At 60.6% G+C, this 24939-nt stretch carries 28 protein-coding genes; 9 read left to right on the forward strand and 19 right to left on the reverse strand.

Annotated elements, in window-relative coordinates; genetic code table 11:
- Nucleotides 1-517 precede the first annotated feature (517 nt).
- Nucleotides 518-1138 (reverse strand): N-acetyltransferase family protein, encoded by a 621-nt coding sequence (locus tag AC06G6_RS07215; protein ID WP_479827686.1) that lies wholly within the window; start codon nucleotides 1136-1138, stop codon nucleotides 518-520.
- A 332-nt stretch (nucleotides 1139-1470) separates the two neighbouring features.
- Between AC06G6_RS07215 and AC06G6_RS07220 the strand changes: the two genes are divergently transcribed.
- On the forward strand, nucleotides 1471-2217 hold the full coding sequence (locus tag AC06G6_RS07220) for a hypothetical protein (protein WP_479827688.1): 747 nt from the start codon (nucleotides 1471-1473) through the stop codon (nucleotides 2215-2217).
- Nucleotides 2218-2254: 37 nt separating this feature from the next.
- Here AC06G6_RS07220 and AC06G6_RS07225 read toward each other — a convergent pair whose 3' ends face one another.
- The 4 genes from AC06G6_RS07225 to AC06G6_RS07240 form a co-directional block, all read right to left on the reverse strand.
- Nucleotides 2255-2611, reverse strand: coding sequence for a DUF2019 domain-containing protein (locus AC06G6_RS07225; protein ID WP_479827690.1), 357 nt, complete (start codon nucleotides 2609-2611; stop codon nucleotides 2255-2257).
- Nucleotides 2612-2712: 101 nt separating this feature from the next.
- Nucleotides 2713-3996, reverse strand: coding sequence for an IS30 family transposase (locus AC06G6_RS07230; RefSeq protein WP_479827692.1), 1284 nt, complete (start codon nucleotides 3994-3996; stop codon nucleotides 2713-2715).
- Nucleotides 3997-4413: 417 nt separating this feature from the next.
- Complete coding sequence (locus AC06G6_RS07235; RefSeq protein WP_479827694.1) at nucleotides 4414-5040, reverse strand: hypothetical protein; 627 nt, start codon at nucleotides 5038-5040, stop codon at nucleotides 4414-4416.
- Complete coding sequence (locus AC06G6_RS07240; RefSeq protein WP_479827696.1) at nucleotides 5037-5621, reverse strand: RNA polymerase sigma factor; 585 nt, start codon at nucleotides 5619-5621, stop codon at nucleotides 5037-5039. The genes AC06G6_RS07235 and AC06G6_RS07240 overlap by 4 nt, the downstream gene beginning before the upstream one ends.
- A gap of 460 nt (nucleotides 5622-6081) precedes the next feature.
- Between AC06G6_RS07240 and AC06G6_RS07245 the strand changes: the two genes are divergently transcribed.
- Nucleotides 6082-6636 carry a hypothetical protein gene (locus AC06G6_RS07245; protein WP_479827698.1) on the forward strand — a complete coding sequence of 185 codons (555 nt, stop codon included), beginning with the start codon at nucleotides 6082-6084 and terminating at the stop codon, nucleotides 6634-6636.
- 179 nt (nucleotides 6637-6815) lie between these two features.
- Nucleotides 6816-7475, forward strand: a complete 660-nt coding sequence (locus AC06G6_RS07250; RefSeq protein ID WP_479827700.1) for a hypothetical protein — start codon at nucleotides 6816-6818, stop codon at nucleotides 7473-7475.
- A 250-nt stretch (nucleotides 7476-7725) separates the two neighbouring features.
- On the opposite strand, the gene AC06G6_RS07255 is transcribed toward AC06G6_RS07250, so the two are convergent.
- Together AC06G6_RS07255 and AC06G6_RS07260 are read right to left on the reverse strand one after the other, a co-directional pair.
- Nucleotides 7726-8319 carry a nucleoside/nucleotide kinase family protein gene (locus AC06G6_RS07255; RefSeq protein WP_479827702.1) on the reverse strand — a complete coding sequence of 198 codons (594 nt, stop codon included), beginning with the start codon at nucleotides 8317-8319 and terminating at the stop codon, nucleotides 7726-7728.
- Between the two features lie 63 nt (nucleotides 8320-8382).
- Nucleotides 8383-9105: a class I SAM-dependent methyltransferase gene (locus tag AC06G6_RS07260; RefSeq protein ID WP_479827704.1), complete on the reverse strand. Its 723-nt coding sequence runs from the start codon at nucleotides 9103-9105 to the stop codon at nucleotides 8383-8385.
- A 234-nt stretch (nucleotides 9106-9339) separates the two neighbouring features.
- On the opposite strand from AC06G6_RS07260, the gene AC06G6_RS07265 reads away from it, so the two are divergent.
- On the forward strand, nucleotides 9340-9978 hold the full coding sequence (locus tag AC06G6_RS07265; RefSeq protein WP_479828573.1) for a GrpB family protein: 639 nt from the start codon (nucleotides 9340-9342) through the stop codon (nucleotides 9976-9978).
- A gap of 21 nt (nucleotides 9979-9999) precedes the next feature.
- Here the strand turns inward: AC06G6_RS07265 and AC06G6_RS07270 are convergent, their stop codons facing one another.
- The 4 genes from AC06G6_RS07270 to AC06G6_RS07285 all read right to left on the reverse strand — a co-directional run bounded on the left by AC06G6_RS07270 (nucleotide 10000) and on the right by AC06G6_RS07285 (nucleotide 12502).
- The gene (locus tag AC06G6_RS07270; protein ID WP_479827706.1) at nucleotides 10000-10467 is read right to left on the reverse strand and encodes a P-loop nucleotide/nucleoside kinase family protein; all 468 of its coding nucleotides are present in this window, start codon (nucleotides 10465-10467) and stop codon (nucleotides 10000-10002) included.
- Nucleotides 10468-10608: 141 nt separating this feature from the next.
- On the reverse strand, nucleotides 10609-10782 hold the full coding sequence (locus AC06G6_RS07275; RefSeq protein ID WP_479827708.1) for a hypothetical protein: 174 nt from the start codon (nucleotides 10780-10782) through the stop codon (nucleotides 10609-10611).
- Between the two features lie 378 nt (nucleotides 10783-11160).
- Nucleotides 11161-12180: a hypothetical protein gene (locus AC06G6_RS07280; RefSeq protein WP_479827710.1), complete on the reverse strand. Its 1020-nt coding sequence runs from the start codon at nucleotides 12178-12180 to the stop codon at nucleotides 11161-11163.
- A gap of 109 nt (nucleotides 12181-12289) precedes the next feature.
- Nucleotides 12290-12502 carry a hypothetical protein gene (locus AC06G6_RS07285; RefSeq protein ID WP_479827712.1) on the reverse strand — a complete coding sequence of 71 codons (213 nt, stop codon included), beginning with the start codon at nucleotides 12500-12502 and terminating at the stop codon, nucleotides 12290-12292.
- A gap of 417 nt (nucleotides 12503-12919) precedes the next feature.
- Between AC06G6_RS07285 and pip the strand changes: the two genes are divergently transcribed.
- Entirely contained in the window at nucleotides 12920-13876 is a 957-nt protein-coding gene (gene pip / locus AC06G6_RS07290) for a prolyl aminopeptidase (RefSeq protein WP_479827714.1), read from the forward strand.
- A gap of 73 nt (nucleotides 13877-13949) precedes the next feature.
- Here the strand turns inward: pip and AC06G6_RS07295 are convergent, their stop codons facing one another.
- Both AC06G6_RS07295 and AC06G6_RS07300 read right to left on the reverse strand, forming a co-directional pair.
- A complete protein-coding gene (locus AC06G6_RS07295) occupies nucleotides 13950-14513 on the reverse strand; it encodes a chloramphenicol phosphotransferase CPT family protein (protein ID WP_479827716.1) in 564 nt (187 codons plus the stop codon).
- A 72-nt stretch (nucleotides 14514-14585) separates the two neighbouring features.
- Nucleotides 14586-15218, reverse strand: coding sequence for a CG0192-related protein (locus AC06G6_RS07300; protein WP_479827718.1), 633 nt, complete (start codon nucleotides 15216-15218; stop codon nucleotides 14586-14588).
- 722 nt (nucleotides 15219-15940) lie between these two features.
- On the opposite strand from AC06G6_RS07300, the gene AC06G6_RS07305 reads away from it, so the two are divergent.
- Nucleotides 15941-17194 carry a hypothetical protein gene (locus tag AC06G6_RS07305; RefSeq protein ID WP_479827720.1) on the forward strand — a complete coding sequence of 418 codons (1254 nt, stop codon included), beginning with the start codon at nucleotides 15941-15943 and terminating at the stop codon, nucleotides 17192-17194.
- A gap of 457 nt (nucleotides 17195-17651) precedes the next feature.
- Here the strand turns inward: AC06G6_RS07305 and AC06G6_RS07310 are convergent, their stop codons facing one another.
- A complete protein-coding gene (locus AC06G6_RS07310) occupies nucleotides 17652-18866 on the reverse strand; it encodes a Vgb family protein (RefSeq protein WP_479827722.1) in 1215 nt (404 codons plus the stop codon).
- Between the two features lie 812 nt (nucleotides 18867-19678).
- On the opposite strand from AC06G6_RS07310, the gene AC06G6_RS07315 reads away from it, so the two are divergent.
- On the forward strand, nucleotides 19679-19960 hold the full coding sequence (locus AC06G6_RS07315) for a hypothetical protein (RefSeq protein ID WP_479827724.1): 282 nt from the start codon (nucleotides 19679-19681) through the stop codon (nucleotides 19958-19960).
- A 276-nt stretch (nucleotides 19961-20236) separates the two neighbouring features.
- Nucleotides 20237-20443, forward strand: coding sequence for a PLD nuclease N-terminal domain-containing protein (locus tag AC06G6_RS07320; protein WP_479827726.1), 207 nt, complete (start codon nucleotides 20237-20239; stop codon nucleotides 20441-20443).
- Between the two features lie 95 nt (nucleotides 20444-20538).
- Here AC06G6_RS07320 and AC06G6_RS07325 read toward each other — a convergent pair whose 3' ends face one another.
- The 3 genes from AC06G6_RS07325 to AC06G6_RS07335 form a co-directional block, all read right to left on the reverse strand.
- A complete protein-coding gene (locus AC06G6_RS07325; RefSeq protein WP_479827728.1) occupies nucleotides 20539-21114 on the reverse strand; it encodes a hypothetical protein in 576 nt (191 codons plus the stop codon).
- Between the two features lie 275 nt (nucleotides 21115-21389).
- The gene (locus tag AC06G6_RS07330) at nucleotides 21390-21842 is read right to left on the reverse strand and encodes a DUF5956 family protein (protein WP_307463300.1); all 453 of its coding nucleotides are present in this window, start codon (nucleotides 21840-21842) and stop codon (nucleotides 21390-21392) included.
- A 98-nt stretch (nucleotides 21843-21940) separates the two neighbouring features.
- Nucleotides 21941-22399 (reverse strand): hypothetical protein, encoded by a 459-nt coding sequence (locus tag AC06G6_RS07335; RefSeq protein ID WP_307463297.1) that lies wholly within the window; start codon nucleotides 22397-22399, stop codon nucleotides 21941-21943.
- Between the two features lie 262 nt (nucleotides 22400-22661).
- On the opposite strand from AC06G6_RS07335, the gene AC06G6_RS07340 reads away from it, so the two are divergent.
- Nucleotides 22662-22946 carry a DUF6804 family protein gene (locus AC06G6_RS07340; protein ID WP_479827731.1) on the forward strand — a complete coding sequence of 95 codons (285 nt, stop codon included), beginning with the start codon at nucleotides 22662-22664 and terminating at the stop codon, nucleotides 22944-22946.
- A gap of 223 nt (nucleotides 22947-23169) precedes the next feature.
- Here AC06G6_RS07340 and AC06G6_RS07345 read toward each other — a convergent pair whose 3' ends face one another.
- Together AC06G6_RS07345 and AC06G6_RS07350 are read right to left on the reverse strand one after the other, a co-directional pair.
- Nucleotides 23170-23697, reverse strand: coding sequence for a GDP-D-glucose phosphorylase 1 family protein (locus AC06G6_RS07345; protein WP_307463290.1), 528 nt, complete (start codon nucleotides 23695-23697; stop codon nucleotides 23170-23172).
- A gap of 12 nt (nucleotides 23698-23709) precedes the next feature.
- Nucleotides 23710-24741 (reverse strand): NucA/NucB deoxyribonuclease domain-containing protein, encoded by a 1032-nt coding sequence (locus AC06G6_RS07350; protein WP_307463287.1) that lies wholly within the window; start codon nucleotides 24739-24741, stop codon nucleotides 23710-23712.
- Nucleotides 24742-24939: the final 198 nt, after the last annotated feature.

Below are 24939 nucleotides of genomic sequence, written 5' to 3' on the forward strand. Positions count from 1 at the left end.
GAAAAGTATGTATACGGAACACCGGCTCACCATTCGGTCCGTGCATGCCTTCATGGATTGTCTCGCCAGGAAGTGCCCTGCTCTGCCCCATCAAGACCTCGGCCCCGTGGAGGAGGCATGCGTCTGTCCGAAACAGCCTCCACCGTGGATGACCAGCCGGGCACATCCTCTCATCACGCCAGGCTGACGGGTTGTCGCGGCGGCGGCAGCAAAGCAAGGGGCGACGATCTCAGTCATGGCGGTCACTCTAATAGACCCCGAGACAGATCGCGACGGAATCCGTTCCGTTCGGCGATTATTTTGTCGCCCGGTAGCCCCGAAGAGGGATCCCCTAGCGGGCACTCCATCGGCATGGCGGCAAGGGCCCCAGGTTCGACCACGCCCCTCTCTGAGTTCCTTGGAATCTCTGGCGGACAAGCCCGGGTGTTAGTTCGAGAACCGATCCATGTGATTGCGCAGCCGGTACGACGGTCGTCGCCCGGGGGGATCCTTTGCCCGCCATATAGACGAGAGCTCGTCATTCAACTGCCAGGATGGGCGACGTCTGGAGCTCGAGGAGAAGGGTATCTGAACCGCCGTTGCGGCCAACCTCGCGGAACCCTAAACGCTCATACAGCAACCGTGCCCTGTTCCCGTCCTCAACACTGAGACTGATAGCCCGCAAGCCACGGGATGATCCTTGTCCGATCAGACTTTCCATGAGCGCCGTGCCGACTCCCGTGCCGCGGCGGTCGGCCAACACACCGATAGTCAGCTCCGGGATGTCCGGGGCCACGAAACCGTAGCCTGCGTCGTCGACAGCGAAGATGCGACACCAGGCCGCGCCCACAGGCGTCCCTTCCGCAGCCTCGGCTACAACACCGAAATCTCCGGGCCGGGGCCATCCTTCAAGATAATGCGAAAGCTCGGGCATGCTCATGAACTGCTCCAAGGTGAACCGAGCCTCCCCAGTCCAGTTCATCGCTTCCAAGCCTGCAGCCCTGAGTACGCCCAAGTCCTCAGCAGTCGCCTCGCGGATGATCACTGCCTCAGTGCCCATGGTCATGAGGATAACCCCCAAAGCCCACGGCCGGACGCCGGCCTGCCTTTCCACCATCCCGCCGTCACGATTCCTTAGCATTACCGACGTCGTGTGCATGAAACACACCCAAACTTATCGGCACAGGGCGGTTTCCAACCATCGTCGCAACAGGTTCGATTTTGAAGGTATCAGAATCGTTGGTTAGCCATCGAAGACGCTGCCGGTGTGCGCCAAGCGAACGACGGGTTCAGTCGAATGCTGCTTCAACGGTCGCTGTCACGTCTGGTTGGACGAAGTGTGAATCGTCCGGTTCCTCTTCCTTTGCGGGTGGCAAATGGCACCCGCATTGGCTGCACTATCGATCGCTTACTCGCCATAGCGCATTCCGCAAAGCGGGCAGGAGGACTGGTAGCTTCGAGCTGTTGAAGTCCCGTTGATGGAGGTGTGGCATGACTCTTTGCGATGACGCGTTTGCTCCCATAACCTCGGTCATCGGTTTTATCCGGGTACCTGTACAGGATGCTGTCCATGCCCTGAAGGCCTGGAGGGCGCGGATTTACGGTTCTGCCACCGTCCGAAGTCTCGATGGCGGTCTGGTCCGGAACGTTGGAACGCTCGAACCACTTACGGTGGGCGTGAGGCCGCGAGAGCTTCTAGTGGCCACCCGAAACCCGGCATGGACGGCAGTTTTTGACTGCGGCGTGGACGGCGGGGACCCTTTGTCAGCTGTGGGACATCTGGCCCAGGAAATGCTGGTTCACGGGGTGGTGATTTGTTCGATACCTCCGGCCCGCGCGGCTAACGAAAGCCCCGGACGCTACGGAGCGCTCCAGCTAGAACTCTTCGGGCCTTTGAAAACGGACTTCATGAACTATGTACGGACCATTTCGCTGACCCAGGATGGATCAAAATGGCGTTTCGACGCGAACGGAACGGTCCAGCCTTTCGAAGACACAGAGGCATACGGGCGCCGGAAAATGACGGACAAGTTCACACTGGACATGCTGGACCACTACGCCCGGGAGCTTGGCCTTGACCCGTTCAATCCAGACTTCTATCCCGGGCCGTCCGCCTTGGTAACTCACCCGGTCCTGCCGGCTCATGAATCGATGGGCTTGACTGAAGCCCAACAACGGCTTGGGATCGAACCACCAGCTGAAGATTCTCTTACCTATTACACGGGACCAATGCCTTGATGGCGCCGAGCAGGTCTCTTCCTGGCGAGACCTCGTTCTACCAGTCGAACTTCATCCGGCCAGCCCTGTATTCGCGAAGTGTCATCTTGGCGGTGAAAGAATAGTCACCCTCGGCGTTGATCAAGGCTTCCAGAGCTTCTTCAGCGGGGCGAGGGGCGAAAGCCAAGCATTCTCCTGCTGACTTCATACGAACGCCCCGGACGGGGTCCCCCAGAAGGGCTACAAGACCTGCACGTCCCGCTTCGGATTCCCGTAACACCAGAGCGAGTCGGTGCAGTTCGAAAAAGACCTTGTTTGCCGTCTTTGCGTTTGACTGTGCCGCCACCCATTCAAGTGCCATCGATTCATACGTTGAGAGTTTTGATGCTATATCAGCAAGATTTGGTTCGATCATGGAAGAAGCCCCTTCTCTATTTCCTAGCACTGACAGGGTTCATTGACATTCTCACTCCCAGCCCAACACCCTAGCTGTACACATCTGGGCGTCAATTCGGGTTATCCACGGCTGAAGTTGGGAGCCATTTGGGGCAGCTCCCCGGCAGTAGTAGCGGTGGAAAACCCATGAGAATTGTCCCCAGCTGTGGGCAGCGGAACCGTGCCGTCGGTGACTGCGGAAACCGCCGTGACCTGAAGCGCAGCCAGCGACTGGAGGGAAACAAACCGAGCCGTTGCACTGTCCCACCCGAGGACGGCCCGCGGCCGGCCGTTGATCTCATCAGCAGCGAAGAGGACTTCAGCTTGTTCTACCGCGCTGAGGTCCGTCCCCTTACGGAAGTATTGGCGGAGCAAGCCATTGGTGTTCTCATTCGAAGCCCTCTGCCAGGGGCTGGCCGGATCACAGAAGTACACGAGCGTTCCAAGCACTGCGGTCACCTCTGCGTGCTTGGCCATCTCCGAACCCCGGTCCCACGTCAGGGACCTCCGCAGCGTCGCCGGCAAGATCCCGAGAGCTTCTATGAGGTAATCACGCATGACTTCAGACCGGTTTCCGGCGCGAAGTGCGAAGGCGATCAGGAAGCGTGAAGACCGCTCCACCAGGGTGACAATCGCGGATTTGTTCGCTTTTCCCATGATGAGGTCCCCTTCCCAATGGCCCCCTTCTTCCCGAGTGGCAATATGGGCCGGCCGCTCGCCGATCTTGAGGGCATCGCTCATGTAGTTGGGCGGCTTGACCTTGGTACGCGACCGTGGCCGCCTGGTGAACTTTCCCGAACGCAACAGCCGGGCGGAGCCCGACGGGACGGGCTGGATGTTCAGATTGTAGAGCGCACGATAGATCGTTTCGTGGGCCAGATGCCGGTGGGACTCCCCGGGAAACCGTTTCGTCAAGGCTTGGCAGACCTGTTGCGGACTCCAGCGCTGGGCCAGGCGTCCCACGACGAACGCCCGCAGCTCGCTGTCGCCGGCCAACTTGGAGAGCCGGACTCTCGGGCGTCTGCCCTGGGCCATCTTCTGAGCCCGAAACGGGTGATAACGTCTCGTGTCCGGCCGATTGCGGGCCAGCTCACGGCTGATCGTCGATGGGGAGCGCCCGAGTTCCCGAGCGATGGATCGAAGGCTTGATCGTGCCAACAAACGGTCTGCGATGAATACCCGCTCATCTTCGGACAGATAACGGCTGGACCCACTGACGACAGGGACTGGAAGCCGCCGGCGCGGATCCAGACCCTGCTGGCGCAACCCGGGCACTCCATTGCGGCCGTTCAGCCAACCGCTCCCTGTGTTACGGCTGATCCCGAGGATCCTGCATGCCGCGGAGTTCGAATGCCCGTCTTTCATGAGTTGAACATATCCGGGCCGCTTATCAAGCAGGCCCGGTGGTCCCATTTTCCGCAAACGACGCGCCGAGCGTCCCATAAACAGCACCCTTTTCAGTCAGGTGTTGCGACGTTGATGAGAAACCGAGCGGCCCCACTACGTGCCCGGATGGGGAACCCTTTGCGGGACAACCTGAGAGTTTTTATCGAATCACGTTTGGTGCCGCGGCTGTGAGTCGCTCCAATTCGGAGCTAGGGTTCATCGGGCCGGGCCGGTCGCCGAACATTATCCAGGCAACGACGATCGCAACCACGACGAGGACCAGCAGAAGCGTCGTAATGAGCAATGCGTTCGGCTTCATCGGTTTCATCGTGCCCCATTTTCCGTTGCTGGCTGGACGTCGTGGGAAGGAAATGGCGTTCCGGAGCCGCACTGTTCCTAGTCAGTTTCCCGAACCAGGAAGTTCGGCCCCTGCTGCGTCCAGCCAGGTTCATCCTTTACGGACTCGAGGTTCTTCTTCACGCCCGCGGGGACCATCAGCCACACCGATTCCTTGCCGTCCGCGCTCACGGACTTCATCCCGTAGGACTCGAAGTTCTTCAGCCACACGCACCCTGCTCCATCGCTGTTCCCCGTCTTTTTGTCTACCCCAATCATGCAGATGTAGTCATCGCCGGCGGGGGCGGCGTAGTACGTCTGCGCTGAAGTCTGTCCGATCCGCCGTGTCTTCGTGGGGTCGATGTCCCGCCGGGACACAGCATCCACCATCATGTAGCTGAAGAGTTCCGGATTCACCGTGGCCGGGATTTTGTCCGTGTCCTTTTGCGGCTCCGCCAGGCTCGGGATGATTCGTGACGCATCCAAAAACCTGTCCGGTGGTGCCGGTGCAGAGGCGGTGACGAGGACAGTCGTGCCGGCCACAAGGCCCGCTCCTGCCAGCGCCCCGGCGCTGATCCACAGCCGCGTGCGACCCCTGGTCCGTGAGGGTGACGCTTTCTGGGTACGTGAAACCAGTTCTGCCCGCAGGGCTTTGCTGAACGTGTCGTCGGGGTGCAACTGGTTCATGACCTGTCTCCTTCTAAAGCCGGGGTTGGCCGCAACTCCCCGATGATGGCCTTTTTCATGCGTTGACGCGCCCGGTGCATGCGGGACTTGGCCGCCGCCGGTGTCAGGTTCAGGACGGCTGCGGCTGCTGCGATGGTGTATTCCTCGAATACGACAAGGCTTACTAGCTGTAAGTCCAAGGCGTTAAGGGTTCCTAGGGCCCGGGCCGCGTCCCCGTCTATCTGGTCGTCCAAGTGCTGATTCGATGCGGGATCGGAAACGGCTTCATCCCGGGGTAGAGAGTTGAGGAGTCTGCGGTGGCGGAACGCCGTCCGTCCGCTGTTGCGTGCCACATTCGTGGTGGTGACCAGCAGCCAGGGAAGCACAGAGCGCTCAACGAGCCGCACCTTGCTTCGGCGTCTCCATAATTCAAGGAACGACGTTGCCATGATGTCGTCAGCGTCATGCCGGTTCCCGGACAGCCGGTAGGCGTGGCGGAAAACTCTGTCGCGGTGCCGGTCAAACAACACTCCGAAGGCGTCGCCCTCACCGTTAAGGCTGCGCGTCCAGAGCCCGTCGTCATCGGATTCAATGTTCCCCATGCCCTGTATTGTCCGGGAGCAGCCAAAAGGTTTCACATTGTTGGAGATATTTTCAATCGACTGCGCGGGCCCAACTAAACCAATGGAACGAGCAGTTGGATGGGATTGGTCCTGTTGCCACTTGCCTTGGGCAGTTACCGGCCGACCGTATCCGAAGTAGGGATAACGCCGGGCGCCCACCAGCGTTTCAGCTCATCAGAAGGTTGAGGAGGCCCGATAAAGGGATCCTTTACCGGACGTTTCGGTCAGCAGCTAGCGACTTTGATAGCGGAGACAACAAAAACGGGGCAGACGAGGGCAGACGACATGCGACAGTGGTCCGGCTCAGACCTTGAGGGCGGCTTTGTATCGGCGTCTCGTTTCTTGTCTGCCTGCCAAATCGAGCACGCGACCCAAAAGAGCTGCCGTTCCAGCGGGATAAAGTGGCTAATTGACGTCGTACTCCCAGTAGGCTCTGGGCATGTCATTACCTGGGGGAAGAATGCCGTGGTTCCGTGGGGCTGCGCTGTTGTTGGCCGCGGCTTGTGCGGTAACGGGCCTGTCCGGTTGCGAATATGCGGATGACGGCGCAGATCCGACCTCGGCGCCTTCCAGAACCAGCCGGCCGGCACCTCCGTCGCCGCTGCCGACGGCCCCTGATCTTGCAAACGCCGAAAATCGGAACTTCAAAGACCTCGACCCCTTACTCGGCGCCGGGCCAGAAATCGTCGTTCTGGAAGGTGTCGGTGGACTAGGTGGAAGCGGGTTCCGTAAGTCGGTCAGGGCATTGGCCAAGGGAACGTACACAATTACCGCGGCCTGCGTCGGTGCCCCGACCGCGTACCTGTACATTTCCCAGGAGGGCCTTCGGGACGGCGGCAAACTTGAACTGAATCTCATCTGCGGAAAAGCCACAAAAGCTCAGGTCGACATCGAAGCAGGCCCGGTTCAGGTCCAAGGGTTCTATCCCACCAACAACCCCGGCACCGGAGCAGTTGCAGGTTTCTGGATGGTCCCGGACGCCACCGGTTCCTAGAGAAGGTGGGGGTTCGCGGCGACGCTCACCCGCTTGCCGTCTCCGAAAGAAGGGGTCATGCATCAAAGGCCCCCTTCGTGTTTCAAGGGTATTGGCCCACTCCGACGGACAACCGAACAGGGCGATTCTTAGGATAGGTTTCTTTCACTGGGCGGGCGCCCGGGCATGGAGGGGGACCATTGCAGACATCAAACGAAGGCCCGGTTAAGGGACAGCCAGACACAGTCAGCGGATCCGGTCGTTATGCGACGGTGCGGCCGGCCATAACGCTCCGCTCGGCATCGGCACGACCGGTGGCCGCCGGAGTGTGGTTGTTCGCTGCCGGCACGCTGGCGTGGTTGTTGATTGCCGAGGATCTCAATGCCGCAATACGCGCTGCGCCTTGGCTGGTTTTGCTGTCCTGGTTTGTTTACGCCTCCCAGTGGCGGCCGTGTCTGCGTATCGACGCCCTTGGGTTTGAGGTGATCAATGGTTTGCGCGACCACCAGATACCGTTCGGGACCGTGAAGGACATCGAAGTCCGGTTCACCACAGCCATCTGGGCGGCCGGTAAAAAATACGCGAGCTGGGGCGCTCCGACCCCTCCGTCCGCATTCGTCTCCGGATTCCAGAATAGAGTAGACGTAAATAGCCGCCCCTTCAGCATGCTCCCGAGCAACGAACGCATCAGCCAGCCGGAGACGAGGACTGGACGTGATGCCATCGTCGCCGCGTGGCAGGACGCCCGATCCGCCGGATACACCTCCACACATGAGGTTGTTGTCTCCAAGTGGAACGCACCCGTGATCGTCGTCGGACTGCTCGCGATTCTCTCAGTGATCGCCGCAGCTTTGGTCTAGACGCTGGCCTACCTCCGACGGTCGAGTCCGTTGCTGCTGCCACAAGGATGAGAAACGATCTGGTCCACATTGGTCCAAGCACCAGCTTGGTTGATTTGAGCGGCGCCCTCGCCCCGATGTGCTTGCAGCCCTTGGGAGTGCGGGCACCAAACCCGCGCCAATGCGCGGTGACAGAATGACGCCAAAAAGCTCCGGGACCCACAGGGTTCGGTCGCGCAAGACGTTTCTGGCGCGCCCGGAAGGCGAACCCTCACCGGACAGTTGAAACCATGTCGGGACGGATGACTTTCGGGGAAGTGAAATCCGAGTTGTCCACGACGAACGTGGCACGTTCCCAGGGTCGTGCAGCGTCGAAGTAGAGGCGCTGTCCGCCGACGTAGCGGCGCATCGTTGGGTGCTCCGGGTCGGGGTTGCTGCCGTTCCGTACTGCCATTCGTGCCGCGGTTTCGATGAACGGAACGTCCAGGAATACCGATGCCTCCCAGTAGGAGGCGAGTTCATCTCGGTGCAGGAACATGCCTTCCACAACGACCAGTGCATCTGACGGAGCGCGAACGAATTCCGCTTGTTTCATTCGGTCGGTCACTGAGTCATAGGAAGCCGGCGAGTACCAGCCGTCCCCCTTTGGGCCGAGTGGAGCGAGCAACTGATCCCGTAGGGCCGCGTAGTTGTAGGTATCCTCCCAGAATCCTTCGGGTGAAGTACGTCCCTTGGCATGCCTGACAGTCGAGGGGTTCAGAAAGTCGTCGGCGTGGATGACGATCACGGGTCGATTCTGGATCTCGAATGCCAGGTTTGCGGCGAAGGATGTCTTGCCACTGCCATCCACGCCATCGACTGCCACTAGCCGGCGCCCTGGACCGACGGCGCAGAGAATTTCAGTTGCCAGCGTTCGCAAGGGGATCCCTCACCGTGCTCGCGCGACAAACACCATCAGAGGCGATTGCGCGGTGAAAGGAGATCGCTGCCAGTCGCCGTACACCGCCTCCACCTCAAACCCCGCGTCGCGCAGTTGGCCTTCCAAACAGTTGCGCTCACGGAAGGCGAGGCACAGGGTTTCCGTGACCGTTTCGTTTGCCTCAAAGAACAGGTTGTGGAACGCGATCTCTACGACACCAGCGCTCAGCTCCCTCACATCCGCCCACTCAACTAGTGCGCCGCGTGGCGTTTCCCGCGTGGTGCGGGCACCCGATCCCCACTCCTCCCAAGCTCTCGCGGAGGGGTTGCGGCTTTCGAAAGCGAGGGTGCCGCCGGCCGCCAAGCTGCTGCGAACGTCGCGCAGGGTACGTTCCCAGTCCGGGTCGAGAATGTGCTGCACAACGTTGCCCGTCATGACCGCGTAGTCGAACCGGATGTCAGGGATGCTGCGGCTGTCGCCCAGGATCCACGTCACCGAGCTGGCCCCAGGCCGCCGGCGTGCGTAGGTCACCATGCCCGCTGAGGGATCCACCCCCACAACGGTCCTGCCGTCCCGGACAAAGGTTACGGTCAGTATCCCTGTGCCGCAGCCGAGGTCCAGCACCGACTCCGGCTGTCGTTCGTCCGCCAGTACGCGGTAGAAGTCGTGGTCCGGCCCGTCGGGATTGTCTTCGTCGTAGAGGTCGACAAGCCTGGAGTCGTAATCGATCACATCGCAAGGCTAACCGTTACGCCGGCGAAGAACGACGTTCCCGCACTCCGGCCAGCGAATCACGGTTGAACACACTGCGTAAGCTGAGGGATCCATCACCGGACGCCTGCGTCCCAAGTGGTCGAGATTTGGATGGTGCGCTAGTAGGACAGCCCTGCTCCGGTGATCCTTGAATGTGTGAGGCCAGCTACTCACTTGGCGTGCCTTCCCATCCGTGTAACGATCGGGGTTGTGATGACCCATCCCTTGTGGCGCCCGTTCGAACCCGACAATAACGCCCGCCGTCAGGCTGGACGTGTCGCTCACCGACAAGTTCAACCCGGTCCGCTTGAGGAACATCACCCGTCATGGGTGAAACAGTTCACGTCGATGCATGACTTGATCAGCCAGACGATCCCGGAGCAAGCGCTGTGCATCCGTCATGTCGGGTCGACAGCAGTTGCCGGCCTCCTGGCCAAACCCGTCATCGATATCGACCTGACCGTACCCGATCCGACTGCTGAACCTAGCTACGTCCCTCGGCTGGAGTCAGTGGGATTCAGGCTCATTTTTCGGGACGACGTGGCGGGGGACGCGCATCGACATCTCACCTTTAACGAGCCGAACACCAATCTGCACGTCTGGGCCCCGCACGCTACGGAACCACGACGGCATGAGCTTTTCGCTGCATGGTTGCGGTCACATGAGCAGGACCGGCGGATCTACGCTGAGGCGAAACGCGCTGCCGCGGATGCTAGGGACTCACGTCGATACAACGACGGCAAGGCCGCAACCGTGTACGACATCTACGAACGGATCTTCCACACCGATCAATCCCACCATCACTCTCCGCAACCCCGGACCCGGCCCGACAACAACCTAGACGACCAGTGATGGGTTCGGTGAGGGAACCTTCTACGGGCCGGCTATGACCCTTAATGGGCCTTCGTCCGTAGTCGGAACCTCGAAGTGGTCGAAGTACTCGGCCGCCAGTTCCTCGCTCAAACTGAAGTCGTCCGGGTGGTTCGCCCCCCGGGCACGAATGCGGGCCAAGACCTCGTCTCGAGGCGTGGCCAAATAGATGGTCTCTGGCTCCACTCCCAGCGGCCTGAGCAGACGGCGGTATTCCTCACGCATGCTTAGCGACCAGAACGAGAAGTCGAGGACCACGTCTTCACCTGACTCGACAAGGGTGACCAGGCGTGCCCGGAGTGCTGCATCAATCTCGCGTTGATTTTCCAACCCGAGGGGCATGGTGCGCAGTCCCATCTGCCACGCAGCCTTGTCGACAGAGAGCCGAGTCATTCCATCAGCCTCCAGCTGCCGAGCGATCGTGGATTTACCTGCGCCGGCTGGGCCGCACATGAAAACGACTCGACTCATTCCACGATCGTACGGGCCAAGGGAGCGCTCATGGCGGTACAACGTGGCGCGGGCTGGGCTTGACTGCCTCCAACTCAAAAACGGCCCCTTTCGCGGCTGGAGCCGCCCCGGTCCCACGGAACCGGCTGGGACCGGCAGAAGCTACTGGAGGTAGATGAGGTGTGGGTTGTTCAGGGGTGCCGCTGCGAAACAGATCAGCAGGACCACGGAGAGCCAAAGCATCCAGCCGCGGTCGAACCAGGCCCCCGAAGCCGATCTGATCCCTTTAAAGACCAGGATGGGCAGGGCGACGAGCTGAGCGAGAGTGACAGTCATTTCGAACTTTCGCCATCCTGACCCGGGGGCGCAGGCCGCCGTCCGGTATTCGCCATCGCAGGCAATCCCGGCCAAGCCGTCGAGTCCGGCGATCGATAGAAGCGTGCCGGCGTAGGCGCCCCAAACCAAGGACCAGGATTGCTGCCACGGCTACCCACGCGAGGAGAGTTCTTCTGCGGCTGGCCGGTGTCCAACTCGAAATCCGCTCGCTCGTTGTTTCCCCCATGGGGCCACCCTGTCATTTCCTCTAATGGTTCTTGGCAGGTCTGGTACCCGCTGGCAGGCTTGGTGTTGATCTGTCGAAGTCGCCTGCACGGCCACTACTTGTCCCCAAGGGGATCGCTCACTGGGACGACTGGCCGTCTTGGGCTCCAAGGTCTAGTGGTGTCGATATTGCGTGGCGAACGCATCCTCCATGAGGACGCCGAACATCTCGGTTATATAGACGGCGACACTCGCATGCTGCGCAATCAGATCAGCACCGTCGCCGAGTGCCGCACGCACTGGGTCCAGTGCTGGTGTGGCGGGGTCAGCGGCGGCGGCACGCAACAACTCCAGCCGCTGAAGACCGGAGGTATAGCCGAGTTCGAATAGCGTCCAGTGGAACAGGTGCATCAGGGCAGTATCACGGTCGAAGCCGTCATGATCGGGCATTGATGCTTTTTCCTCCGCAGTGAGGTCAAATTCGCGGTGAAGTGCCAGGCCGAAGTCCGTGAAGAGTAGTCTGCCCTCTCGAACGAGGATGTTTCCCGGGTGCACGTCAAAGTGTTGGAATCCCTGGCTGTTCATCCATGCCGTGGCTTCAAGAAGTTGGTCGACCACGTCAGGGAAGACGGTCGCCCCAGTGCCCTCAGCTACGCACCTGCGCACCCAGGCGCCCAGCGTCTCGGGCACGTACTCAAGGAAGAACACCATGCTTTTAGATGCGGACTCCATCGCGGCAAGTTTGCTCTGCATTTGAGGCCAATGTAGCCCCCACTGGCGGGGAGAAGCATCGCCGTCGAACTCGCTGAGGTCTGCCTCACACTTCAGGTTCAATACTCGCCAGTTGAGCAGCAGCGGGAAGAAATCCACGGTTCCTGCTTGTACCCACGTGGACGTTGCTTGATGCGCTGCCAGTTCTCGCCCGACCGCGTGGGTAGGGCTTCCTATGCCGTAGTGGGAGACGAAGGGAAGCTGAAGCCTGCTTGTGGTGGCGGTCGGATCGGCTTCTTCGACGCTTGTCAGTGGGAGTTGTTTCAGGAAGGCAGTCCGTTCACCGATGCGGACTTTCTTGGTTGTTCCCCCGATACCAACGCCTACTGGCTCAGCAGCATCGAGAAGCATTTGCACGCCGGCGTCATCGAGCCCGGCGAGCAAAGTGGAAATACTTTGGGCTTCCTCTAAACGCGCCGTCATCACTACACCCTAAGGTCCGGGGCTTGCCACGCAAGCCCTCGAGTCAATCCTTCGGGCTATGTCGGACCAACAGCGAGGAATCCGGAAAGCGCCGCCCGTAAGCCGAACGCTACGCGGGCCTCCTGCCTGGCTCGCTCACATTTGTGAATTCCGGGATGCCGAATCGCCTCCCAATGAGTATGCGGATGGCCGCTTCTAGGGGCTGATCTTCCAGCTCAACGCCCTCGCCCCCGTAACGAATTCCCGTTTCGTCGCCTACCGCTTCGATGTCAAAAAGGTTGAGGACCTCGGCCACGCGCACCTGATACTCGGTGGCGGTCATTTGGCGAGACACACCCACTGGAATTGTGCTGAGGGTGCGCGCGACCCCAGCCTGGATGGATTCATTCACCTGGCGGGCAAGCCAATGCAGCAACGACGCCGATCGCGCCGAGTTTTCGAGTTTTCAATGCTTCCCCCTGCGTCCGGACGGGGTTTCGGTGTAAACCGCCGCCAACTGATGGTGCACTCTTGCATGGCGTTCTGCCATTGCACAAGGGGTTCCAAACCGCCATTTCACCGCTGCTCTTCTTTATGTGCACCCGTCGACGGAACAGACATACCTTTGGGGCACTCGTGCTGGCTCACCACCCCACGAAGCACAGCAAAATATTTCTCGCATACCCGCCCTCACAAGCTGTCCCATATGCCGGTCCATCAACGGACGGCTGATGGTAGGAGGTTCTCGTATGGTTGCAACATGAAGTACTCCCCCTTGGCGCCCTTCGATTCGGGCCTGCTCGATCTTCATGACGGTGCGCAGCTGTACTGGGAGGTGTCAGGGAATCCTGATGGCCTGCCGGCGCTCTGGCTGCACGGTGGCCCTGGTAGCGGATTGGGCCTTGGAGGGTACCGCCGCCACTTCGACCCCGACCGTTACATGATCGTCGGGATCGACCAGCGAGGGTGTGGCCGCAGCCGCCCACTCGTGAGCAAAACGCCTGAAACCTTGGCGTTGAACACCACCCAGCAACTTGTCGCCGACGCTGAGCAGTTGCGCGAACGGCTGGGGATACAGCAGTGGGTGCTTGCAGGTGTGTCCTGGGGCACCACGCTGGCCCTGGCCTACGCGTTGGCGCACCCCGGCCGCGTTCTGGGTCTGGCGCTCGTGGCCGTTACGACCACCGGACGAGACGAGGTCGACTGGATCACGGAAGGCATCGGTCGTGTCTTCCCCGAAGCCTGGAATGAGTTCGCCGATGCCTCACAACGCGGACATGGCGAACGGGTGGTTGACGCGTACGCGCGGCGGCTTGCGTCTGAAGACCCGATCGATCGCGCAGAAGCCGCACTCGCTTGGGATACGTGGGAGAGCATCCACGTATCCCTGGACACTCCCGACCAGCGCGGCCTCCGACACGAAGACGATGCCACGCGGCTCGGCTTCGCGATGCTCGTGACACACTACTGGTCCAACGACGCATTCCTCCCCGGACCCGATTCGATCCTCGCCCGGATCAACGAGCTGAAGGACATTCGCGCCCACCTGATTCACGGCCGCCGCGACATCAGCGGACCAGCCATCACCCCGTGGCGACTCCACCGCGAATGGCCATCGAGCACACTGACCATCGTCGAAGACGAGGGACACGGAGGTACCGGCGAGATGGAACTCCTCGCCGCAGCACTCGACGAACTCGCCAAGGATGACACCTGACGGCCCAACAACCCATAGCCGACCCCTCACCGGACGTCTCCACCCTTCATCAATGTGCACGGTGATGGATCCCTTAGCGGGCGAATGCCTCAAGCGAGAGCTGGCGCGCGATGTCGCCTGCGCACTCTTCCGCGGAGCTATGCGTGGTGTCGACCTCGATGTCGTAAACCACTCCGTCGTGCACGCTTAGAGCTTGCTGTCGCGCCATCCCTTCCGCTCTGTCGAGGCGTCGTGCCTCGCGGGATGCGGCGACGTCCGGGTCGCAGCGCACGGCCACCCAGATCAGTTCGACACCGCTGAAGGCTGAACGCAGGCGCTCCTGTCCCGCTCTCCCTGATAGAAGGACCTCATCGAGGATCAGGTGGGCCCCTGCGCGGGCTATACCGCTGAGTCCGGTGTACCAACTGCGTTCCAAGGCCCGATGCTCAGGACTGAAAGTGATGGTGCCGTCCTGCTCGAAGGAGATTCCCGCGCGCGGGCTGTCACCCCCAGCAGGAAGGGCGTCGATGAAAGTGTCGACGCCGAAAGTCAACCAAATGCCCGGGAGGATTTCCTGAAGCGCCCGAGCAATTGAAGACTTACCGGAGCTGGAGCCGCCGTTCAGTACTATCACTTGGGGATTCTGGGTGGTAGACACCCCGCGAGCCTAGTACGGAATTGAGGACTGAGGCACGCCCGCAGACCCTCGGACGGGGCAATCACCGGCCGTTCAGGTCTGGGTCAACGATGCGAGCTGCACTGGCGTGGACTGTTGATCCCAAGTGGCGGTGAGATTCCTCAGCTTTGGGGGACTACCAACGAGGTTGAGTGCCCGACGAACTGACATCTCCAGGTTTTCTGTTTCAATGGTTGTCACATCGCCTATGGTGTCGGGAACTGCGGAGCCGATGACGGGAACTCTGGTGTTGGACGTTCCGGTGCTCTGCAGATGTACGGACTCGGGAATTATTTCCATCTTCCGATCGACCTCGGAGTACTGGTCGGCCTGAGGCTCTCCGGTCAAAATGGTGGCAGCCAGGGCGGATGCATAGACGGGATCACCGGCGGCGTCGTAAATCCATCTCGTTCCGAGAAATGAGTGCTCCATCGTGCCGACAAGGCACGGGTCGGCGCCTGGAAGAGGCGAACCCCTGTACGTCATTGGAACCTGAAAAACTGCGCCCTCGCTTGCAACGAGAAGTGTTTCGATGCCGACCTCGCCGTCCGGATCGTCAAAGCGGAAGGAGCCGACACGTACGAGGTTTATTGGCCCGATGCACCTGAACCATTGTTGGTTGGGCAGCCAGCGTTCAAGGAGCTCCATTTTCGACGGAGTCAGAGTAGCCCTGTGAACGATAGCCATGAGCCCAGCATAAGGGCGGGCGAAATGAGGGGAATAAGACTCCGCACGCTCCCGGCCAATTCGTTCCCGCAAGCCGGTCCGTTAGAGGAACCTTGACCGGGACGAAAACTGGCGATGCAGCACCGAAGGCCCACGGCGGCCAAGAATGTGACGTTCATTGGATTGCCACCATCATCGGGCGAAGTATGAGCCGCTCTATGCGGTGAACTCCTTCAGTGTCAGCATTGGAGCTCGTCGGATTGCACATAGGGGAGTCAATGAAATCCACATCCGCTAGATCAGGCCATAAGTTTGCGAAGTCCGCAAAATGAATACTGCGAAGGTTGTATCGATAGCTCTCGTCATCGCACTGTTGCTCGCCATTGCTTCCCTCGTGGTCTCGGCAATTAGAAGCGATTGGACAACTTCCGTCGTAGCGGGCGCAGTATCAGTGATGGTACTGGTCCTAATCGGCATCCTGAGACGACGGAGGCGCAGCGCCTGATTGGGAAGGCTGTGCAATGTCGGTGCACTGGTTGGTGGGGTCGTGAGCCCCACGTTCGCCGGGACAGATGCGCCGCAGCGGGGTTGCCCCTCAAGCCGATCCTTTACCGGGCGCTTCCGAGGGTACCCCGCAATACCTAAAGGATGGCTGCGTCGTTGAGTTGCAGCCGCCTAGACCGATCGGGAAGGCGCCGAGCCCAGTACCGCGGTCACGGGATACTGGACTCATGAGTTGCCCCGTGCCTGATGCCCACCGCCGCCTCGATGACGCGCATGCGGAATGGCACGACGCCCTCGATGCCTACTTCGATCCTCATCGGTTCCGGCGCAGCTTCAACTCGTTCCTCGCTTCGTTTCAAAGCACCATCGATACCATCGCCCGACGAAAACGGAGCATACCGGGAGGCGAGGAAACGCTTAAGCAATGGGAAACAACGGTCAAGGGCGACCGCCTCTACAAGTGGGCGGTGAAGGCTCGGAATCTGGTCGTTCACGAGGCCGACCTGTCCCTCCACAGCCTCGCATGGGTCGAGCATGCGGCATTAGACCACAGCCGGTACGGCGGGAAGCTGGAAGCGGCTCCTGAGTCCAGCGCTGACGAATTGTTGTCTGCATACCTCTTGAACAAGCCGGAGAGCATCCGGTCAGGGGTAGTGAAAGTGTCCAGGAAATGGGTAGATAACTCCTTGCCTGACAAGGAGCTACTTGAGGTAGCCAGCCACCTGTACGGAAGATTGGCCGCACTCGTCGCCGCATTTCACTCTGACGATGAAATGTCGTGTTCTGACCTCGGATTGCCGGAGCGTGATTGCACCAAAAATCGGGACAGAAGCAGGCCAAAATGCATGGCCTGGGGAAGCCAGGCACCGATCAGTCGAACTGTTGACCTCTCAACGCGCCACGAACTCGCCATGGAAATAATGTCCGTCCAGCGGGACCCATCTGTGAGCCAACAGGACTTAGAGCAGCGCTATGGCAGCGTCTTCAAGTTGGACGGAGACCCTATCAAAGAGTCCTTACAACAGATGCGCCGCGCCTCCGTCTACCTAACAGTCGACAGCGAAGCGATGCCTTGGATGCTGCTCTACAAGGGCAGCAACCTAGTTGATACTTTCCAAATTAGTGCGGTCTCAAAACCGACTCTGCTCGCCATGTTTAGCGGTATGGCTGAGAGGGTCCGCACGACCGGAGCCGATGGTTTCCTCTTCACAGCAGAGGCTTGGACAACATGGCACCCAGTCGTCAAACGCCCTGTCCACCAACATGAGGGCACGTTCTATGACGTCAAACCCGACCGGGGTGAAGTCCTCTTGGTTGTGGCAGCAACCAGCGATGGCAGACGCGTATTACTTCAGCGACACTTTGCCCGGGACGAAGCTGGCTGGCCCGTGCTCGGGCGAGTTGTATCAACCACGAAGCTGGGGCCCGAATGGCGAGTGGTCGTGGAAGCATTGAGTGGGCTTCCGCGTAACAGCGCATTCCGCCGCGATTGACCGTACCTGTTAGACACGAAAAGACCGCGAAGCAGTCCTTGAACACCGCCAGCAGACCGTTCCGTGTGCCGATCCCTCTACGGGACTCTATCGATACCACTCGGCGTGCAGGCGCAGCGATTCAGGACTGACTCCGGGTTCGCATTTGAGAGTAGTGCCTGGCTGAAACCAAGAGTGGGCTTCGCCAGCATGTCCATGAACTCTAGTGGCATGTGTTTCCGCCATTTCCTGTTTGCGACGATCGTGGCTCGGACTGACTTCTTTCGGCGGGGTGAAGCGTGCCATATATAGATAGCTGGCGACCCCTCCTACCTCTGCACACCGTTGCCTGCGACCGAACTGCCCATCCGAAGTTGGTGAAAGGGTGGCGTGGGCCCGCGGATAGCCGTGGCTACGGTTTACTGTCCGGGTTTTCCACATCAGCTCGGGACAACCGGTTAAGCCCGCTCGGGCCAGATCACTTGCTTTGGCCTGCATCGGCGTGCCCGCTCCAGAAACCTGCGCTGTGGTGATCCGCGGGGTGTTCCTCTGACCCGCTGGCGCGGTCGCGAAGGGACGCCATTCGCCGGCGCTGCGTGGCCACGATGAGCAGGGCGATGACGAGAACTGCCGCTCCGGCCGTTCCCGCAATTCCGGCCGGAGAGCTCCACGGGGTTGTCGCCGCGTCGCCGGGTCGGTTCGGGTCGGATACCGGTGCTGAGGCTGGGGCGGGCGCCGAAGCCGCAACTGCAGCGGCGGTTGCGTAGCGGGCCACGGAACCGTTTCCCAAGCCGCTGCCCGGGGTCGTCACGATGATGGTCCCGTCCGGAGCTACCGCGAGGCGACCGGGGTTGCTCCCTGTCGGGATGGAGGGACCGGTCGCTGTGGCCCCGGGCGGTATTACGGACAGGGCGGGACGTAGGGCGCTGGCCACGTAAAGGGCCCCGTCCGGCCCGACGGCGGCCTCCGTGGGTCCGCCCGGGACATAGATGCGGTAGGCCACGGTGTCAGCGCCTGGTTTGATGACGGCGACGTGATTGGAACTGATGTTGGTGACATAGATCGTCCCGTCCGGGCCGGCGGCGATCCCGTGGGGGTTCTCTGTCCTCCCGGGCGTGGAGCTGACCTGGATGGTCCGCGAGACGGTGTTCGCCCCGGCCGGGATCACCGAGACCGTCCCGCCGTACTGGTTCGTCACGAACGCGGTGCCGTCCTTCGTGACCGCCACTTCCACCGGGCCGGCCCCGACCGTGACAATGCGGTCCACTGCCGATCCATTGGGTGCGATGACCGACACGGTGCCCTCGGCGGGGTTCGGAACGAAGACCGTCCCATCGGGTCCGGCGGCAATCAGATGGTTCCCATCCGACACCGGAATGCTCCGTACGACACCCGCCGCCCCGGCCGGGATGACACCCACCACTGCCTCACCCAAGGCACTGTCCTGCTGTGCCACGTACAACGTGCCGTCCGGGGCCAATGCGATCCCGGAGACATTGATACCCGTACTGAGCGTGCGCGAAGGCCGGGACGCTCCCGGCGGTATCACCCGAATCCCGCCCGCGCCGTAATCGCCCACGTACGCCGTGCCATCAGCACCAACCACTACCCCGAGGGGTGTCCCGCCGGCGTCGATAATCTCCGCAGGAGCCGCCACGGCCGGTGCCGCCCCCAGGAAAAGGACCGCCGTCACCGCCGCGGCAGTCCTCAGACTTTGATGCTTCACGCTTTTCTACCCCCAATAGACGTGGCACCACAGCGCCACAATGTCATTGCATGGAGCTTAGTCCAGCCACCGGCGACTTTCGGCCCTACGGAATCCGGACAGCATGTCCGTCGCTGTGCGGAAACAGCGCCCGCTCAGGGATCCCTCGTTGGCCGGCCGGAACCCCTCTTACGCAAATGCAATTTTGTAGGGAACGTGGCATCTAGAGCCGTAATCGAGACGTTACTGGTCTCTTCTGCAGCCTCGGTGTTTCCGCCATAGCGCTCTGACTAGGCCTGCTGCGAAAGCTGTCACCAGGAAGAGGGACACCGCGGTTATCGCCCAGGTTGCGGTGTAACCAGCTGGGGGGCCTAGATAGCAGGAAGTGTCTCCTTCATAGTCCTCGGTGTATCCGGCGCACCGTCCTATGGGCATCCATAGCCATCCGGTGAATAGGACGATCGGGGTTATGAAGAATATCCATGGCCAGGATCTGTTCCACGGCCACTCATCAATTTTTCTCATCATCCTGCCCCCTGTTGCGAGTGTATCCAGGAAAGAGGGCGAAAACATTTGAAGGGGCTCTGGCCTTTTGAACGGCCTGGCACGAGTCCGGTGACCCTGTGCCTCGATACCTACCTGCAAGCGATGGGTACATTGAAACGGCCGCCCAGCTAAGGATCCTTCAACGGGCAAACCGACAGACAGTCCTGGTCCCCGTAGGATTCACTCATGGCCCTAGATGACCTTTCATTCCTCGCGTCGGATCTCCAACGTGGGGCCAACCTAGTGGTTGGACGATGAACAATTACAACTGCCGCCTTGTTAGGAAGGTGCTGGAGGCCATCAAAAATCTAGAGAACGGAACCAGCACGCTTGCTGAAACCCAGTCCGTCCTAGATAGCGTTGCCGCTCTCTTTGAGAACGACGGTTCAGGTCTAGAGAATGCCATTCGTCTCGCTTCAGCTGACCTTGAAGAGATCCAGTTCACCACCCTGCGCGACGAGCAAGTGCCGGCAGCGATCTTCCGCCTCGACAATCTGCGTGCTGCCGTGCAGCCCGCAGACATCGAGTCTCAGTGAGACGGCATAGCTCGCCGATAGGCGAGTGAGTCCTCCACGACCTGGACATGTGGACTGATCCCTAAGGCCATCAGCCGACCGCAACAGATTCTGTCTGAAGCGTCCCAATGGACGAACCTTGAACGGGATGCCGTTGCCAGAGAAGTCCAGCTGGGGTGCGACCGAAATCCTTTTGCCTCCCTGCCCGGACGAGTACGGTGAGGATGAACGCTGAGGGGCCGATGGTAGCAAAAACTTTTCGGGGGAGACATGAGATTAGGTTTTGACGGGGTTCCCATGTGGCCACTCTTGGTAGGCGTCCTGGGGCTCGCGTTGACGGCGCTGATTATTACCGCCCTCGTGCAGATTGCAAAGCACCCGACCATTGACCCTACGGCGCGGGCTGTGTGGATTCTCATCGTCCTGGTTGCGCCCGTGCTCGGAGCAATCGCATGGTTCTGGATCGGGCCAAAAGACATCGGCCACCTTTCCCCACCAAAGTAATCGACATCCTGCCATGTATCGCGGGTGAGTCCGGGGGGCGACGCAGATGCGGATCCTGCTCGGAAAGTTCCGAAACGGGAACCCTCAGCGGGCCGTTATGACAGTGCAGCCTCACGCAAAGCTCTGCCGTAGGTGGCGGGATCATTTCGAGTTGCGGCAGAAACTGCAAGGTGACGACGGGTAACTCGTCTAGCGAAGTACCCCGCGTACGGCAGCACGATAACAGTGTCCAGGCCGCTCTCCCATGCGGGGATCAGGTCTGATAGATTCCTAGGCTCCGCATCGCTGGGAGGAATCGGGCTTAGAGCGTTATGCCAATTATTGAAAGCACTGCTATCCAGGCCGTCCCAGTCGTACTCAGTGGTCCAAAGCGGAGGTATGAGCGGATGAAGTTCCTGCCCCGGCTGCAAAACTTGCCGCATTAGCTTCTGGGTGGGGTGCTTCATCCGGTCCGGCTCCTGAATGTTGTACCAGTCCCATGCCCGATCCCAAGCGATTTGCCAGCGATCAGCCCACTCTTCACTGCTGGCAGACACTGGCATTTCGGAAGCCCCCATGTTCGGGGCTGGGTTGAGTGCAGGAATATCGATGTCCCGCGCAATTGACCAGGCGTGCCGAACGAACAGCAGTAGATTCAGCGACAAGGGATGATCATCTACTGAGATCACCATGTCATGTGGCCAAGGATTCCCTGGCGTCGGCGTGTTCCACTGCATCTCCCACTTCCCCCTGTTCGACCACAGCCCACGCGGCCGCGATGCGTTCAGCATCGCACCGACTCCATACCCTGTAAACGGAGCATGTTTCGTGCGAGGTCCTGTCCTTGATGCACGAGTACGTGGCAGCCTCAACAACCAATTCAGGAACGACGTCGAGCTGTAGCACCGTGGTCATTCCAGGAACCCTAAGCGGGACGAATTTCTCGAACGGGATGGCTGCGACTCGCTCAATCGCGGTAAAAGCTAGCCATGGCCTCTTTCGCGGGATCCACCATCGTCGCCGGACGCAGTCCGTCGTGGGGGAGTCTTTCGGTCGTGGCCGCCCATACGACACCCCAGAACGTCTCGTCGTTCAGGTCGTAATTGATTGGGCGACGGATATACCAATCGAATCCCCGGGGCCTTGGTGGGATGTCCGCCGCGGCCAGGTAGACATCTATGGCGTCGTCGATGGATGAAAGGTCAGCTTCGGTCAGCAGGAATGGCTGTCCTTGTTCTCCTCCCTCTGGTAATCGACGGACCATCGAACCGAAACGGTCGCGCGCTGCTGAACGTACTCTCGCAAAGTTGGCAGGACCGGCAGCCCAGAGGACCAGGGCGCCCCAACCGTTCTCGGTGGCACGTATCCAGTTCTTAGGAGCTTCCGACAGTTCAGTGCATTCCCACGGGTCATGTGTCATGCTCACCATCCTTCACTGCTAATCGAAGATGGGAATCCCTGAGTCCCAATGGTGGATCGCTCGGCGTGATTGCTCGCTGTGCTCGTTGGTTCCGGGACTTACGGCCGGTGGATGGAAAGAATATCTTTCCGCACCTTGAACCAGTCGTTCGGCCCTAATTTGCCTGGGTACGGCAAAGGTGTCATGCCAAGTCTTGACGACGGAATGACACCGACCTGCCAATGATCTTCATAAACAATTCTTCCGGGATCGTCCGAAACGGACCGTTCCCAAGCCACGCCCTTCGAATCGAGAATCGACAGGAGCGGTCGTAAGCGATCGGTCATACCTTCACTGGCATGCCGGAACCAGGTGACGGCACCTATAGAGTTCCCGTCATCGTAAAACGAAGGATTCGGAAGGTTCTCCTGAAACCAGTCATCGACGACGGCATAGAGAACGATCTCTTCTTCGCTGAGCCTCCCGGTCCGGCGAAGATGATCAACGGCAACGAAGACCCCGACGGGTACACCTGTCTGCCCCACATAGCCTGTATGAAATCGCTCAAAGACCCCCATAGCCTCATGCTCCCACACCTATAGCGCAGGTCGATCGGACTACGCATCAACATTTGCGCCACCAATGCGAAAAAGTCCCGGTGGAGGATGGGTATGGGGAACCAAGAGAAGGCACAAACGGACAGCGAACTGTGGTGGCGCGTCCTGGCATGACCGGACCAGGCATCCGGCTGCCCCCGGCTATAGCGAGAAGCAGCTCGAAGGACGCGTTCTGGAGACACTCCATCCGGCTGTCATTCCCTCTTCGATCGGGGCCGTTGCGATGTTCATGGCCATCCTGCCGATGCCCTATGAGTTTTATGTGCTGCTGCGCTGGGTGGGGCCCGCCGTGGCCATCTGGACCGTGGCAGGCGGGCAGAAGAAGACCGGGTGGGTCGCAGTCTTCGCGCTCGTCACTGTCCTGTGGAACCCTCTGCTGCCGGTCGAGATGCCCCGGAGCTCCTGGGTCTTCCTGAACGTTGCCGGGCTCGCCCTCTTCGCCGCGGCCGGGGCCCAGCTGAAGGCATCGAAACCGGCATTGCGGACGCACCACGCAAAATCCCTCTGATCTGCATACCGCCAGGGGTTCAGGAGAGCCCTTCGTTATGAACGAAGGGCCCAGTTTGCTCGAAAGCGGACCGGGCCCATCGTGTAGGTCCTGAGAACTCTTAGCTCTCGTTGACGAATAGCTCCACGACTCCGACGTAGGACAGGCTGCTCAGGAACGTCACACAAGAAGGCCGCGCCGCACAGTGTGCGACGCGGCCCCCTTTTGCGTGTTCTTGGACCGGTCAGAGGTTGCTTTGCCACATAGCGACAAATCGCGGCAAAGACTTTGACACCGATGAAGCATTAGCCAGTACGATCGTGTTCGCAAACGGAGCCTTCCAGAACTGCACCAGGTGCCTTTCCTTCGACTCTTCCACGACGACGTCGTAGTCCAAGTCCCTGCCGACAGCGTGAAGCCGGGCCCGATAGCTGCCCGCCTCCGCCGCCGACATGAACCCGACCTCGTGGGAGTCCGAACCCGTGGGCCCGTTGAAGTGCACCTTGCCTTCCGGGATGACCAGGGAGACGTCCGCAACGTCTTCCCAACCGGGGGCGACTGTGTCCGGCTCGTGATCAAGGACCTCGATCGTCAGGTGGATGGGTCCGCCATAGATACCGGTGAAGACCAGAGGCACCCTGAGGGTTGGCGGTGTCTTGCCGCTTTGTGCCGCTTTGAGCGCCTCGATGGGGTCTTTAGGTTGAGGCGGATCCACGACCAGGTCGACGAGGTGGCTCCATGCACTGATGGTGAACTCTGCGGGTTGGATCACTGGCCGTGCCCTTCAGGCGATGTGCACGTAGAACGGGTCCGCGTCGATGACCCGCATCGGGGCGTAGAGGACGTTGTTGAGCACTGACCCCGCGTAGTTGTTTTCATCGAGATTAATCATGCACACGCTGTATCCGACGGGGCCGGTGGAGTCAGGAGCGGACAGGGTTATCTGGCACCAGGGGAACGTCCTTGCGGTGCCCCCACCTGTGTAGGCGCCTTCGCTCGTTGACGCAAACGGGTATTCATCACAGGAGTACCCTGTCGGGCGAGGGTAACTCGAGTTTTGAGGGCAAGCCGTGTTGCGGTTCAGGTCCCGCAGGGTCTGGTTGACGAGTCGGTGCAGCGGGGCGCCGGACAACGCGCCTGGCAGGCCGCTGTCCTGGGCTGCCTTGACGTGGGTGCCGAAGGAATCAAAGCCCTGGTACTGGATGTAGGGGGCAATGTCGGGGTTGACGCAACCTGTGGATGCGTTGTTCGGCAGGGCTGTGTCGCAGCGGACGTTCAGTGATGAGGACCCCAGTGTCCACGAGTTGCTTGCTGAGGGGACCTTGAAGGTGATGTTCCAGCTGCTGCCCGTGGGGCCGACTGCCCCGGGTGTGATGGCTGTGGTGTTGTAGAAGAACTCACCGGAGGAGCCGTTGCCGGTGGTGAGTGTCTGGGTCCCGAAGCCCTGGGACCCTGCAGCGCAGTTCTGCCAGCACTGCGCGGTGGCCGACGCGGTGGCGCCGACGGCGTCACCGGTCATGCTGGAGGGGATGATCGTGATTTGATGGGCGACCGTCGGCTGGTTCTGGGCGCCGTAGTGGAAGCCGCTGAGGGTGAATTCCATGACTCCGGTCACGGTCTGGGAGCCTTTGACTTTCCGGACGACTGTGAGCTGGTACGGCCAGTTCCCGCACGCTTCGTAGCGGGTGGCGGAGTAATACCCCTCCGGCAACGTCCCGGCTTGGGCGCACCAGGACGGCAGCGGCTGCACGGTCATCGGCGTGAGGGCCTGCTGCTTGCCGGTGGCCGGTTTCAGCTGCTTCTTGAGCGGCTTCACGCACGTAACTGCCTCGCCCTCCGCGGCGGCCGCGCACTCCTGAGGCGCCTGGGCCCTGCCTGGCGGGGTGACCTTCCGGACGTCCGGGGCGGTCGCCGTGGGCGGAAGCGGCGGAGGGGCTGGCCTCTCGGCGTTTGCCGCGCTGGCCGGGCCAGCAAGAATTGATCCTGCGAACAGGGCCGCGCAAACAGCCAAACT

The sequence above is a fragment of the Arthrobacter sp. CJL-S3 genome (assembly GCF_056711635.1).